At 70.9% G+C, this 12,108-nt stretch carries 15 protein-coding genes and 2 pseudogenes; 5 read left to right on the forward strand and 12 right to left on the reverse strand.

Annotated elements, in window-relative coordinates; genetic code table 11:
* Window positions 1–30 precede the first annotated feature (30 nt).
* Genes QUE44_RS04890 through fabG form a run of 4 tightly spaced genes read right to left on the reverse strand, consistent with a single transcriptional unit; the run spans window position 31 to window position 2,987 of the window.
* A complete protein-coding gene (locus QUE44_RS04890; protein ID WP_286216196.1) occupies window positions 31–963 on the reverse strand; it encodes a glycoside hydrolase family 88 protein in 933 nt (310 codons plus the stop codon).
* Window positions 960–1,472, reverse strand: a complete 513-nt coding sequence (locus QUE44_RS04895; protein WP_286216197.1) for a SixA phosphatase family protein — start codon at window positions 1,470–1,472, stop codon at window positions 960–962. Before QUE44_RS04895 ends, QUE44_RS04890 begins: the two co-directional genes overlap by 4 nt.
* Window positions 1,473–1,477: 5 nt before the next feature.
* Entirely contained in the window at window positions 1,478–2,245 is a 768-nt protein-coding gene (gene fabI, locus QUE44_RS04900; protein WP_286216198.1) for an enoyl-ACP reductase FabI, read from the reverse strand.
* 37 nt (window positions 2,246–2,282) lie between these two features.
* Window positions 2,283–2,987, reverse strand: a complete 705-nt coding sequence (gene fabG / locus QUE44_RS04905) for a 3-oxoacyl-ACP reductase FabG (RefSeq protein ID WP_286216199.1) — start codon at window positions 2,985–2,987, stop codon at window positions 2,283–2,285.
* Window positions 2,988–3,050: 63 nt separating this feature from the next.
* On the opposite strand from fabG, the gene QUE44_RS04910 reads away from it, so the two are divergent.
* Entirely contained in the window at window positions 3,051–3,851 is an 801-nt protein-coding gene (locus QUE44_RS04910) for an SURF1 family protein (RefSeq protein WP_286216201.1), read from the forward strand.
* 37 nt (window positions 3,852–3,888) lie between these two features.
* Here QUE44_RS04910 and QUE44_RS04915 read toward each other — a convergent pair.
* Window positions 3,889–5,486, reverse strand: a pseudogene (locus tag QUE44_RS04915) (ABC-F family ATP-binding cassette domain-containing protein).
* Window positions 5,487–5,616: 130 nt separating this feature from the next.
* Between QUE44_RS04915 and QUE44_RS04920 the strand changes: the two are divergent.
* From QUE44_RS04920 to QUE44_RS04930, 3 genes are read left to right on the forward strand one after another with little or no spacing between them, the layout of a single operon-like run.
* Window positions 5,617–6,300: a biotin transporter BioY gene (locus tag QUE44_RS04920; RefSeq protein WP_286216202.1), complete on the forward strand. Its 684-nt coding sequence runs from the start codon at window positions 5,617–5,619 to the stop codon at window positions 6,298–6,300.
* A 9-nt stretch (window positions 6,301–6,309) separates the two neighbouring features.
* Window positions 6,310–7,017 (forward strand): energy-coupling factor ABC transporter ATP-binding protein, encoded by a 708-nt coding sequence (locus QUE44_RS04925; RefSeq protein WP_286216203.1) that lies wholly within the window; start codon window positions 6,310–6,312, stop codon window positions 7,015–7,017.
* Window positions 7,014–7,739 carry an energy-coupling factor transporter transmembrane component T family protein gene (locus tag QUE44_RS04930; RefSeq protein ID WP_286216204.1) on the forward strand — a complete coding sequence of 242 codons (726 nt, stop codon included), beginning with the start codon at window positions 7,014–7,016 and terminating at the stop codon, window positions 7,737–7,739. Before QUE44_RS04925 ends, QUE44_RS04930 begins: the two co-directional genes overlap by 4 nt.
* Here the strand turns inward: QUE44_RS04930 and QUE44_RS04935 are convergent.
* Both QUE44_RS04935 and QUE44_RS04940 read right to left on the reverse strand, forming a co-directional pair.
* Entirely contained in the window at window positions 7,736–8,161 is a 426-nt protein-coding gene (locus QUE44_RS04935; RefSeq protein WP_286216205.1) for a type II toxin-antitoxin system VapC family toxin, read from the reverse strand. The two genes, QUE44_RS04930 and QUE44_RS04935, sit on opposite strands and share 4 nt — an antisense overlap.
* Window positions 8,158–8,403 (reverse strand): type II toxin-antitoxin system Phd/YefM family antitoxin, encoded by a 246-nt coding sequence (locus tag QUE44_RS04940; RefSeq protein ID WP_286216206.1) that lies wholly within the window; start codon window positions 8,401–8,403, stop codon window positions 8,158–8,160. Before QUE44_RS04940 ends, QUE44_RS04935 begins: the two co-directional genes overlap by 4 nt.
* A gap of 136 nt (window positions 8,404–8,539) precedes the next feature.
* Here QUE44_RS04940 and ypfJ point away from each other — a divergent pair, with 136 nt between their 5' ends.
* Window positions 8,540–9,439, forward strand: a complete 900-nt coding sequence (gene ypfJ, locus QUE44_RS04945; RefSeq protein ID WP_286216207.1) for a KPN_02809 family neutral zinc metallopeptidase — start codon at window positions 8,540–8,542, stop codon at window positions 9,437–9,439.
* Between the two features lie 104 nt (window positions 9,440–9,543).
* Here ypfJ and QUE44_RS04950 read toward each other — a convergent pair whose 3' ends face one another.
* The 5 genes and pseudogenes from QUE44_RS04950 to QUE44_RS04965 all read right to left on the reverse strand — a co-directional run bounded on the left by QUE44_RS04950 (window position 9,544) and on the right by QUE44_RS04965 (window position 12,105).
* Window positions 9,544–10,011: a DUF1697 domain-containing protein gene (locus QUE44_RS04950; RefSeq protein WP_286216209.1), complete on the reverse strand. Its 468-nt coding sequence runs from the start codon at window positions 10,009–10,011 to the stop codon at window positions 9,544–9,546.
* Window positions 10,012–10,014: 3 nt separating this feature from the next.
* Window positions 10,015–10,344: a metal-sulfur cluster assembly factor gene (locus QUE44_RS04955; RefSeq protein WP_286216211.1), complete on the reverse strand. Its 330-nt coding sequence runs from the start codon at window positions 10,342–10,344 to the stop codon at window positions 10,015–10,017.
* Window positions 10,341–10,658: an iron-sulfur cluster assembly scaffold protein gene (locus QUE44_RS14355; protein WP_433997184.1), complete on the reverse strand. Its 318-nt coding sequence runs from the start codon at window positions 10,656–10,658 to the stop codon at window positions 10,341–10,343. The genes QUE44_RS04955 and QUE44_RS14355 overlap by 4 nt, the downstream gene beginning before the upstream one ends.
* Window positions 10,646–10,840: pseudogene (locus QUE44_RS14360) on the reverse strand (iron-sulfur cluster assembly scaffold protein); the annotation flags it as partial. The gene QUE44_RS14355 and the pseudogene QUE44_RS14360, both read right to left, overlap by 13 nt.
* Complete coding sequence (locus tag QUE44_RS04965) at window positions 10,837–12,105, reverse strand: aminotransferase class V-fold PLP-dependent enzyme (RefSeq protein ID WP_286216212.1); 1,269 nt, start codon at window positions 12,103–12,105, stop codon at window positions 10,837–10,839. The gene QUE44_RS04965 and the pseudogene QUE44_RS14360, both read right to left, overlap by 4 nt.
* Window positions 12,106–12,108: the final 3 nt, after the last annotated feature.

Genomic DNA, 12,108 nt, shown 5'->3' on the forward strand with positions numbered 1-12,108 from the left:
ATCGCGGCGGCGGGTCGAGGGTCTCTAGCCCTAGCCCACCCGCTCCCGCGCAGCGATCCCCATGATCGCGAAGGCCTGCGCCTCGACGCTCACGCCCGGACGATCGAAGCCGGGCGCCCCGCACACCTCGCGCACAAGCCCGTGTTCGTCGACGCGCGCGAGTGACGCATCGGCCCACCGTGCAGCAACCTCGGCGTACTCTCCCGGCAGCCAGCCGTCGGCGACACCGGTGAATGCCGCATACGCGAACATCAGTCCCGCGGCGCCGTCCACAAACGACTCCGCGTCGTCGAGCACGTCGTGGAACCGCCCGTCGGCGCGTTCGTGGCGCGCGACCGCGTCCAGCAACGCGCGCGTCTCCGACTCCCACCGCACCCGCACGGACTCGGCCTCGACGCCCAGGTGCAGCGCGCGCGAGAGACCGGCCGCGATCCATCCGTTGCCGCTCGCCCACGGCTCGGCGCGCGTCAGCGTGCCGGTCGCCATGTCGTAGCGGTGCGCGTAGAGCCCCGTCGAGGGATTCCACAGCTGCTCGCGGTGCATGCGGTACTGCATGTCGGCGGGCGCCAGGTCCCCCGACGCCACGAGTGCGGGCACCACCATGTAGACCGAGTCGGCCCACACCTCCGACGAGCCCTTCAGGTGGTGCAGCACGCCCCAGTCGTCGCGCGGCGCATGCCGCAGCAGCCACCAACGCTCGCGCTGGGCCGCCTCCGCGGCACCCGAGTCGGCCTCACCCAAGAGCAGCGCCGCCTCGAGCAATGCGCCGGAGTTGACGGCCCCGGCATCGTCCATGCCGCCCAACTGGCCGTCGGAGTCGGCGCGCACCACCGCATCGCGCGCGAGGGCGCGCGCGAGGTCAAGGTCACCCGAGTCGATCGCGGCGTGCGACGCGACGCCCTGCTCCCAGGCGAAACGCTGCATCGAGAGCAGCGCACGCCAGAGCGAGGACGTGGCGGTCACTCCTCGACGTCGCGGCCGGACAGGACGTGCAGCAGGCGGCCGCAGCGCGAGTCCACCTGGGCCCATGGCACGTCGATCTCGAGCACGGCGGCAGTCCCGGTCGGCAGTCCGTGAGCGACGCGCTGCAGCGCGGTCTTGTCCGAGCCGGAGCCCGCGAGATACGCGGCCACGGCGGAGGAGGTGGGCTCGTGACCCACGACCACCACGGTGTCGGCGTCGCCCGCCTCGCGCAGGACGTCGAGCACGCCCGCCACGTTGGTCTCGTAGAGGTCCTCGAGGAAGCGCTCCTCGGCCGGCGCGAACGCCGGCGCCATGAGCTTCCACGTCTGCTGCGTGCGCACGGCCGAGGACACGAGCGCCAGGTCGGGGCGGATCCCGGCGCGCGCGATCACCTCGCCAAGCTTGGTGGAGGCCTTACGGCCGATCAGCGCGAGCGCGCGATCCATGTCCTGAAGACCGGGCGCGGGGGCCTCGGCCTTGCCGTGACGAGCGAGAATGAGCGTAGGCACGTCAGCTACTGTCCCATGGCGTGGACGCCGCCGTCCACGTGGATCATCTCGCCGGTGGTGGCGGGGAACCAGTCGGACAGCAGGGCGGTCACGGCGCGAGCGGTGGGCTCGGTCGCGGAGGAATCCCAGCCGAGCGGCGCGCGCTCCGACCAGCGGCCCTCCATCTGGTCGAATCCGGGGATGTGCTTGGCCGCGGTGGTCTTGATGGGGCCCGCAGACACGACGTTGCAGCGGATCCCGAGCGGACCCAGGTCGCGCGCCACGTAACGGTTGACGGCCTCGAATGCGGCCTTCGCCACTCCCATCCAGTCGTACACCGGCCACGCAAAGCGACCGTCGAACGTGAGGCCGACGATCGAGCCGCCGCCGGTGAGCAGCGGCTGGGTGGCCTGCGCGAGCGCCTTGAGCGAGTACGCGGAGATGTGCACGGCCGTGGACACGTCCTCCCACTCGCCCGACATGAAGTTGCCGCCCATGACGGACTGCGGGGCGAAGCCGATCGAGTGGACCACGCCGTCGAGGTGCGGAACGTGCTCGCGCACGCGGTCGGCGAGCGCCTCGAGGTGGGCGGGATCGGTGACGTCGAGCTCGACCACGGGCGCCTCGACGGGCAGGCGGCGGCCCATGGCCTGCGTGATCTTGAACGTGCGACCCACGCCGGTGAGCACCACGGTGGCGCCCTGCTCCTGGCACAGTCGCGCCACGTCGAATGCGATCGAGCCCTCGGTGAGCACTCCGGTCACGAGGATGCTCTTGCCTTCAAGGATGCCCATGGTTCCTCCTGGGGATTGGGACGATGCTGGGGCTGGCTTAGTGGCCCATGCCGAGTCCGCCGTCGACGGGCAGCACGGCGCCGGACACGTAGCCGGCCGCGTCGGACGCGAGGTAGACGGCGGCGGCGGCGACCTCGGCGGTAGAACCGAAGCGCTTGGCAGGAATGGTCGACTCGTACTGCTTGACGGTGTCCTCGGGCAGCTCCGCCGTCATGTCGGTGGTGATGAAGCCGGGTGCGATGACATTCGCGGTGATGCCGCGGGCGCCCACCTCGCGCGTGATCGAGCGCGCCATGCCGACCAGGGCGGACTTGGAGGCCGAGTAGTTGACCTGGCCTGGGTTACCCATGAGGCCCACGACGGAGCCGATCAGGATGATCCGCCCGTAGCGCTCGCGCATCATCGAGTTCACGGCGCGACGCACGCAGCGGAACGTGCCGGTGAGGTTGACGTCGAGCACCTGCGAGAAGTCGTCGTCGGACATGCGCATGAGCAGCCCGTCGCGCGTGATGCCGGCGTTGGCCACCAGGACGCGGACGCGCCCGTGCTGGGCCTCGAGTTCGTCGAAGGCCGCGTTGACGGCATCGGTGTCCGTGACGTCGGCGATCGCTCCGGTCACTCCGTCGGGGAGGTCTCCCCCGCGGTAGATGGTCGACACGGTGTCGCCATTGGCGACGAACGCCTCGGCGAGGGAGCGGCCGATGCCGCGCGCGGCTCCGGTGACAAGGACGTGGCGGGTCATGGGGGCCACGGTAGCGGAGCGCCGGGGCCGCGCGCGAAAAGCGCGCCCACTAGCATCGTGCGGGTGACCACCGCCTCCCGCGCCGCGCGCATCGTCCGCGTGATCGGGGCCGTCCTGCTCATCGCCGCGATCTCGGCGGTCGCCGTGCGGGCGGGGTTCTGGCAGTGGGGCCGGCACGAGGCGCGCGCCGAGGCGATCGCGCTCTACGAGGCCAATGCGCAGGCCGATCCTGTCCCGCTGGCCGCCGCAGTGCCTCCCGGCGCGGCCGTGGGCGACGCCGAGTGGACCACGGTCTCCGTGTCGGGCATGTTCGACTCCGACTCGCTGACGCTGCTGCGCAATCGGCCCATCGACCGCGAACGCGTGTATCAGGTGCTGGTGTGGTTCGACACCGAGGACGGCCGGTCGCTGCTCCTCAACGCCGGCTACGTGCCGGTGCCGGGGCCCGACGAGGATCTCGCGCTCGCGGACTTGCCCACCGGTGAGGTCGAGGTCACGGCCGTGCTGCGCGTCGCGGAGCCCGACGACGGCCGCCGCGACGACGGCGCCACGCGCGTCACGCCGCTCCAGATGCCCCCGCCCTCGCTCGAGCCCATCGACGGCTACGCGATGGTGCGCGAGGCGTGCTTCGACGGCACGTGTGTCGACTCGTTCGGCGGGCAGGTGCCGTTGCCCACGCTCAGCCTGGGGCCGCACCTCGCGTATGCATGGCAGTGGTTCGCCCTCGCGCTGTTCGCGCCCGCGGCGGGCATCGTGATCGCCCGGCGCGGTTCCCGCGGCGACACAGACGATGCCCCGCGCACCGCCGCGCGCGCGTCCCGCCGGTCCGGCCCCACCGACGAGGAGATCGAGGACGCGCTGTAGCGTCCCCGCGTCCCCGCGTCGCCCAGTGGCCGACCCGCTACGCCAGGGAGATGAGCTCCTTGTAGGATTCGTTCCACAGGTCCTCGACGGCGTCGGGCAGCAGCAACACGCGCTCGGGCTCGAGCGCCTCGACGGCGCCCTCGTCGTGCGTGACGAGCACCACGGCGCCCTCGTAGGTGCGCAGCGCACGCAGGATCTCCGCACGCGAGGCCGGGTCCAGGTTGTTCGTCGGCTCGTCGAGGAGCAGCACGTTCGCCTGCGACACCACCAGGGTCGCGAGCGCGAGCCTGGTCTTCTCGCCGCCCGAGAGCACCTTGGCCGGCTTGTAGGCATCGTCCCCGATGAACAGGAACGAGCCGAGCACGTTGCGCACCGCGGTGTCGTCGAGGTCGGGGGCCGCGTGGCGCAGGTTCTCGAGCACCGTCGCGTCCATGTCGAGAGTGTCGTGCTCCTGCGCGTAGTAGCCCAGCTTGAGGCCGTGCCCCGGCTGCACCTCGCCGGTGTCGGGGTCTTCAACGCCTCCCAGCAGGCGCAGCAGCGTGGTCTTGCCGGCACCGTTGAGTCCCAGCACCACGACGCGCGAGCCGCGGTCGATCGCCAGCTCGACATCGGTGAACACCTCGAGAGAGCCGTACGACTTCGACAGCTCGGCGGCGCGCAGCGGCGTCTTGCCGCACGCCGCCGGCGTCGGGAAGCGCAGCGACGCGACGCGGTCCTGCACGCGCTCGCTCTCGACACCCGCCAGCATGCGTTCGGCGCGCTTGGCCATGTTCTGCGCCGCGACGGCCTTGGTGGCGGTCGCCTTCATCTTCGCGGCCTGCGCCATCAGCGCGGCGGCCTTCTTTTCGGCGTTGTCGCGCTCGCGTCGCCTGCGCTTCTCGTCCGTCTCCCGCTGGCGCAGGTACAGGTCCCAGCCCAGCGCGTACTGGTCGAGCTCGCCGCGGTTCGCGTCGAGGTGGAACACGCGCGTCACCGACGCCCTGAGCAGCTCGACGTCATGGGAGATCACCACGAGTCCACCGGGGAAGGACGCGAGGAAGCCGCGTAGCCACACGATCGAGTCCGCGTCAAGGTGGTTGGTGGGCTCGTCCAGCAGCAGGGTCTCGGCGTCGGAGAACAGGATGCGCGCGAGTTCGACACGGCGGCGCTGACCGCCGGACAGGGTTCCGAGCGGCTGACCCAGGATGCGCTCGTCGAGCCCCAGGTTCGCGGCGATCCGCTGCGCCTCGGACTCGGCCGCATAGCCGCCTGCCGCGCGGAAGCGCTCCTCGATGCGCGGATACGCGTCCATGGCCTTCTCCATGACCTTCGGGTCGGGGCTCGCCATGCCCTCCTCCGCCTCGCGCATCTTGGAGGCGAGCGCGGCCAGGTCCCGCACGGCCAGAATGCGATCGAGCGCGAGCTGCGTGGGCTCGCCCTCGCGCGGGTCCTGAGGCAGGTAGCCGATGCTGCCCTTGTGGGACACCGAGCCTCCCGTGGGCTGCGCCTCGCCCGCGAGGATGCGCGTCATGGTGGTCTTGCCGGCGCCGTTGCGCCCGACCAGTCCCACCCGGTCGCCGGGTCCGATTTGGAAGGTCGAGGGTGCAGCAGCACACGGGCGCCGATGCGGACCTCCAGATCCTTGGCGATGATCACACGTTCTCCCTGCGGCTGATGACTGGTGATGGTGGGGTTCCCACAACGTTTGCGCACCCCCGGCGAAACCCCGGTGCGTGGACCGGGCGCGCGGCTAGGGTTGCCGCGTCCATTATCCCAGGGGGTTCCCATGGCTCAGCACCGCGGCCTCGCCGGCCAGTCCATCGCACTCATCGCCGTCTTCGCGGGCCTCATCGCCGCATCGACGCTCGTGCCCGAGATCACGCTCGTGGGCGGCGTCCCGCTCACGCTGCAGACGTTCGCAATCGTGCTCTCCGGCCTGGTCCTGGGTGCATGGCGCGCGCTGGCCGCGGTGACGCTCTACCTGATCCTTGGCTTCGCCGGGCTGCCCATCTTCGCGAACGGAGCCGCCGGTCTCGCGGTCCTCACCGGCCCCACGGGCGGCTACCTGATCGGCTTCATGCTCGCCGCCGTGGTCCTGGGCGCGAGCGCCTCGGCGCTGGCGCGTGCCGGGATCCTCGCACGCCGCGGAGTCGCCGCTGCCGCGCTCATCGGGGTGGGATTGCTGTCCCTTCCCGCCGTCTACATGGTCGGCGTGCCGTGGCTGGCCTGGCGCACCGGCATGACGATCATGCCCGTGGGCTGCAGCGGCCTCACCGACCCCGACTGCGTGTCCGCGGTGACCGTGGGCGTCATCCCCTTCCTGGTGGGCGACCTCATCAAGGTGGTGCTCGCCGGACTGGTCGCCGCGACCATCCACCGTGCCTACCCCGGCCTGCTGGGATCGGCCCGCGCCGTCGTCGCGGCCTCCTGCGACGGTGCGGAGGACAAGGCGGCGGCCGCCACCGCTTAACCTTGACGCATGATCGAGTTCAAGGAGGCGGCGGTCGTCGCGCCCGATTCGGGTGTGCCGATCCTCGAGCCCACCACGCTCACCCTCACCGAGGACCGCATCAGCATCATCGGCGCGAACGGTTCGGGCAAGTCCACGCTGGCGCGTCTCATCAACGGCCTCGTGCTGCCGGTGACCGGCTCCGTCGAGGTGGACGGCCTCGACACGCAGAAGAACGGGGCGCAGGTGCGCCGTAAGGTGGGCTACCTCTTCACGGACCCCTCCGCGCAGCTCATCATGCCCACGGGCGTCGAGGACGTGGCGCTCTCGCTGCGGCGCGTGATCAAGAACCGCAAGGAGCGCGAGGAGGCCGCGATGGCCGCGCTCAAGGAGATCGGCCTCGCCGCGAAGGCCGACGTCTCGGTCAACGCGCTCTCGGGAGGCCAGCGCCAGCTGCTCGCGCTCGCGGGCGTGCTTGCGTGCACCCCCGAGATCGTTGTCGCCGACGAGCCGACCACACTGCTCGACCTGCGCTGGCGCGCCCACGTGGGCGCGCTGTTGCGCTCGCTGCCGCTCCAGGTCATCGAGGTCACGCACGACCTCGACTCGGCGGCGCGTGCCGAGCGCACGCTCGTGGTCGACCTGGGCCGCGTGGTCTTCGACGGCGATCCCAAGGAGGCCGTGGGGATCTACCGCGACCTCATGTTCGGCCGCGCGACGCAGGGCGCCACCGCGTGATCTCGCTGCTCGGGCTGTACCGGCCGCGGCGCACGCCGCTGCACCGGGCACCCGTGTGGTTCAAGATGCTCCTGCTGCTGGGCATCTCGATCACGACCATCGCCGTGTCGGATCCCGTCACGACCATCGGCATCACGGCCGCGTGCCTCCTCCTGCTCGCCTCGACCCTCCCTCCCCTCAAGGCGACGCTCAAGGGCATGGCGTTCATCATCGTGATCGCGGCGCTCACCACGCTCTTCCAGTTGTGGCGCGGGGAGTACGTGCGCGCTCTCGACCTCGCGGGCGACCTCATTTCGATCGCGGCGCTCGCCCTCGCGATCACGAGCTCGACCTCCATGGGCGCGATGCTCGACTTCATCACCACCCTCGCGACGCCGCTCAAGTGGATCCTGCCGCCCGAGACCATTGGCGTGATGGTCTCGCTCACGCTGCGCTCGATCCCCGAGGCCGCCCGCATCCTCACCGAGGCCAGGGTGGCCGCCCGTGCCCGCGGCCTTGATCGCGACGTCCGCGCGATCCTGTTCCCCTCCGCGTCACGCACCGTGGGCTTCGCGCTCCAGTTGGGGCAGGCGCTTCACGCCCGCGGCATCGCGGAACACGGCCGCGCGGCAAAGGCCACCCCTCGCCCGGCCCCGCAAGGGGACGATGCCGTGGCCCCGGTTCTTCCGTCGCCTCCCGTGCGCGAGGCCGTCCCTGGGGACCCCGAGAACTCCACGAGTTAGGGCGCGAGTTCAGGGCCGTCCCAAGGATTGATCCACGGGACGCCGGTGCGGGCGAAGTCCTGAGCGTTTCCGGTCACGACCGTCGCCCCGTGCACGTGTGCGACCGCGGCGATCATGCAGTCGGCCATGCCGGGCGCCTGGGGATGGGCGAGGAGTCGGCCCGCCACGATCGCCGCCTCGGCCGTGAGGTCGAGGACCCGTCCACCGAAGGTGTGGACGAGCGCCTCGAGCCACGCGTCGAGCGTCCGCGCCTGTGCCTCGTCCCCACGCAGCCGCAGCCTGTCGATCCCGTACCGGATCTCCATCAGCACCGGTGCAGGCACGTAGGTCGCGTCGGCCTCGACGCCGCCCGCCCATCGCTCCACCGCCGAATCCCGCTTGCGCAGCGCGGAAAGCACGTTGGTATCGAGCGCGAAGATCACAGGTCGACCTCGCGCATGGTTCCAGCGACGTGATCGAAATCGACGTCGACTCCGCCGGAGTCCGGCAACACCCTCATGACCTCGAGGAGCGTCGCGCGCTCGACCGCGGATTCGATGGCACTCAGCCGGTAGACGACCCGCCCATGTTTGGTGATGAGGACCTCGTTGCCCTCATCAACTGCCTGCGTCACCACGCTCGTGCGCTGATTCAGATCCCGTGCAGTGAACATCTTGACCGCCATGCGCGCGCTCCTTCACCGTTGTCGCTACATCGCTACTTTACGACCGACGCCCAGTCGGCACCAGAGCGTGGCGGACACCTTCGCACCGCCACGGGCTGGGCGCGCGCTAGCCTGGAGCCACCACGGGAGGTAACTCATGTCCTTCGATGACGGCGCACGGCTCGACCCCGGGCGCGTGCGGGCAGGCGGGCGCGGCCGACGCGCGGGAGGCATCGCCGTCGGCGGCGGACTCGGCGGACTCGCGCTGGTCCTGCTGGTGATGTTCCTGGGCGGTAACCCCGGTGACCTGGACGCACTCATGGGCGGCGTGGGCGAGGCACCCGTCGACGAGACCGCCCAGGGCGACCTCGCAACGCGTTGCCAGACGGGCGCGGACGCCAACGAGTACACCGACTGCCGCATGGTGGGCGCCGTCAACTCCCTCGACGCGTACTGGGTCGACGCCCTGCCCGCCGCGGGCTTCGAGCTCGAGTTCCCCGGCGTGACCCTCTTCGAGGCAAGCGCGCAGTCGGGCTGTGGCACGGCATCGTCCTCGACGGGGCCCTTCTACTGCCCTCCCGACCAGACCATCTACCTCGACGTCGCGTTCTTCGACGTGCTCGAGAGCCAGTTCGGGGCGTCGGGCGGACCGCTCGCGCAGATGTACGTCATGGCGCACGAATACGGCCACCACCTGCAGAACCAGATGGGGGTGTTTGAGATCGCGGACCGCTCGGGCGCGGGGGCGGACTCGGACTCCGTCAAGGTCGAGCTCATGGCGGACTGCCTCGCCGGCGTGTGGGCGAGCCACGCGGCGACCGTACCCGACGCGTCGGGCACGCCGTTCCTCGAGCCGCTCACGGCCGCGGATGTCGCGGACGCCGTCTCCGCCGCGGAGGCCGTGGGTGACGACCGCATTCAGGAGGCGGTCCAGGGGGAGGCCAACCCGCACACCTTCACGCACGGCACGGCCGAGCAGCGGCGTGACTCGTTCATGACCGGCTACGACACGGGCGACATCGCCCAGTGCGACGCGTTCGGGGTACTCGCGGGATAGGTGAGCCGCGGGGCGACGTCCTCAGTGCTCGTCGAGCATCTGCGCGAGCCGTGTCGTCGTGCGCCAGTTGCGGATGGTCATCACGCGATAGAACGGCGTCGCCATCACGGTCGACATGCGGCTCTTGGTGCGCTGCGCGCTGAGGCGGCGGAAGTAGACGGCCCTCTCCCCGCCCACGCGGAGTCGACGCCCTCGCGGATGCCGAACGCCGCGCGCGCCTCCTCGCTGGAGACGCCCGGGCGGAGGAAGGCGACGTCGTAGTGGTAGAGGTCGGGCTCGCCGCCAAAGCCTGCGGGCGCGGTCGCGACCACGGCGCGCAGGGAGTCGGCGGCGGCCGCGACCACCACGGTGTCGACCGAGAAGTCCTCGGCCAGTACCGCCTCGACGGCCTCGGCCGCGGCGATCTCATCGAGTCCTGGCGCGCCAAAGAAGACGTTTCCGGACTGGATGTAGGTGCGTACGCCGTCGAGCCTACGTGCCGCGAGGGACTCCCTCAGCTGCGCCATGGGCACGATGTTGTGGCCGCCCACGTTGATGCCGCGGATGAGCGCGACGTGAGTGGCCGGGGTCACGGCTCAGACGTTGAAGCCGAGTGCCCGCAACTGCTCGCGGCCGTCGTCGGTGATCTTGTCGGGGCCCCACGGCGGCATCCACACCCAGTTGATGCGGAAGCCGTCGACGAGCCCGTCGAGCGCCTGCGAGGTCTGGTCCTCGATGACGTCCGTCAGCGGGCAGGCCGCGGACGTGAGCGTCATGTCGATGACTGCGTGGCGGTTCTCGTCGAGCATCACGCCATACACGAGTCCCAGGTCGACCACGTTGATGCCCAGCTCGGGGTCGATGACGTCGCGCAGCGCCTCCTCGACATCCGCGGCGTTGGCCGGCGCGGTGGCGTTCTCTGTCATGCCTGTCCTCCTTCGGAAACTTCGGGGGCGGCGCCAGCGGACGATGCCGCTCGCGCCTGGGCCAGTGCGTCCCGCAGGGCCATCCAGCCCAGCAGCGCGCACTTAATGCGTGCAGGATACTTGCCGACTCCGACAAACGCGGTGGCGTCTCCCAAGAGGTCCTCACGCTCCTCGTCGAGGTGTTCGCCCTTGGACTGCATGAGGGCGCGGAATGCCTCGATGGTCTCGTCGGCGGTCGCGAGCGACTCCCCTGCAGGAGCTCCGCGAGTACGGAGACCGAGGCCTGCGAGATCGAGCAGCCGTGGCCCTCCCATGCGATGGCGGACACCGTGTCGCCGTCGACGCCCACGCGCAGCGTGACCTCGTCACCGCACGTGGTGTTGAGCTGGTGCGACTCGCCGGTGCCGGCGGCGTCGATCGTGATGAGGCCACGACCGTGCGCCTCGCGCGCGTGGTCCATGATGACCTGCTGATACATCTGTTCGAGGGTGCTCATGCGCTCACTCCGAAGAAGCTGCGGACGGCGGCCAACGCGTCGACGAACGCGTGGATGTCGTCCTCGGTGGTGTAGACGTGCGCCGAGGCGCGCGTGGATCCGGTGAGTCCCAGGCGGCGATGCAAAGGCTGGGCGCAGTGGTGTCCCACGCGCACCGTGACGCCGCGATCGTCGAGCACCTGACCCACGTCGTGGGCGTGGACGCCGTCGACCGCGACAGCCGCGAGGCCCAGGACCTCGGCACCCGAGTCCGCCGCGGGGCCCAGCAGCCGCACGCCGGGGATCTCGGTCACCGCGGCCCGCAGGATGCCCGCCAGGTGCGCCTCATGCGCCGCCACGCGGTCCATTCCCAGGTCCGCGAGGTAGCGTGCGGCGGCCGCCATGCCCACGGCCTGAGCGACGGGCTGAGTGCCGGGCTCGAAGCGCTGCGGGGCGTCGAGCCACGTGGTCTCCTCCATGGTGACCACGCGGATCGCGCTACCGCCGAAGATCGACGGGGGCAGCGCATCCAGCAGTGCCTTGCGACCCCACAGCGCGCCCACTCCCGTGGGACCCAGCATCTTGTGGCCGGAGAACACCGCGAAGTCGACGCCCAGCCCGGTCACGTCGACCGGCAGGTGCGGGACGCTCTGGCACGCGTCGAGCACGGTGAGCGCGCCCACCTCGCGGGCCCGCGCCACGATCGCCGCGACGTCGGTCACGGCGCCCGTCACGTTGCTCGCGTGCGTGAAGGCGACGATCCTCGCCCGCTCGCCCACGACATCGGCGAGCGTGTCCATCCTCAGCACCCCGGAGTCGTCCACCGGAAGCCACCTGAGCGTGGCTCCCGTGCGGGCCGCGAGCTGCTGCCACGGGATGAGGTTCGCGTGGTGCTCGGCCTCGGTGATGACGATCTCATCGCCGGGGCCGATCCTGAACGGCGCCGCGGCGGTGCCGCCCGCGCCGACGGATGCGAGTCCGATCCCGTTCGCGATGAGGTTGATGCCGCCCGTGGCGCCCGAGGTCCACACGATCTCCTCCGCGGGCGCACCCACGAACCGCGCCACGTCGCCGCGCGCGGACTCGAAGGCCTCGGTCGCCTCCTCCGCGAGCAGGTGGGCGCCGCGTGCGACGGCGCCGTTGTGCTCGCGATAGAAGGCGGACTCGGCCTCGAGCACGGCGAGCGGCTTCTGCGAGGTCGCCGCCGAGTCGAGGTACACGAGCGACTTCCCGTTCCTCACCGTGCGGGCGAGGAGCGGGAAGTCACCGCGGAGGTCGGGAAGCATGGA

The sequence above is a fragment of the Demequina sediminis genome (assembly GCF_030296675.1).
Lineage (GTDB): Bacteria > Actinomycetota > Actinomycetes > Actinomycetales > Demequinaceae > Demequina > Demequina sediminis.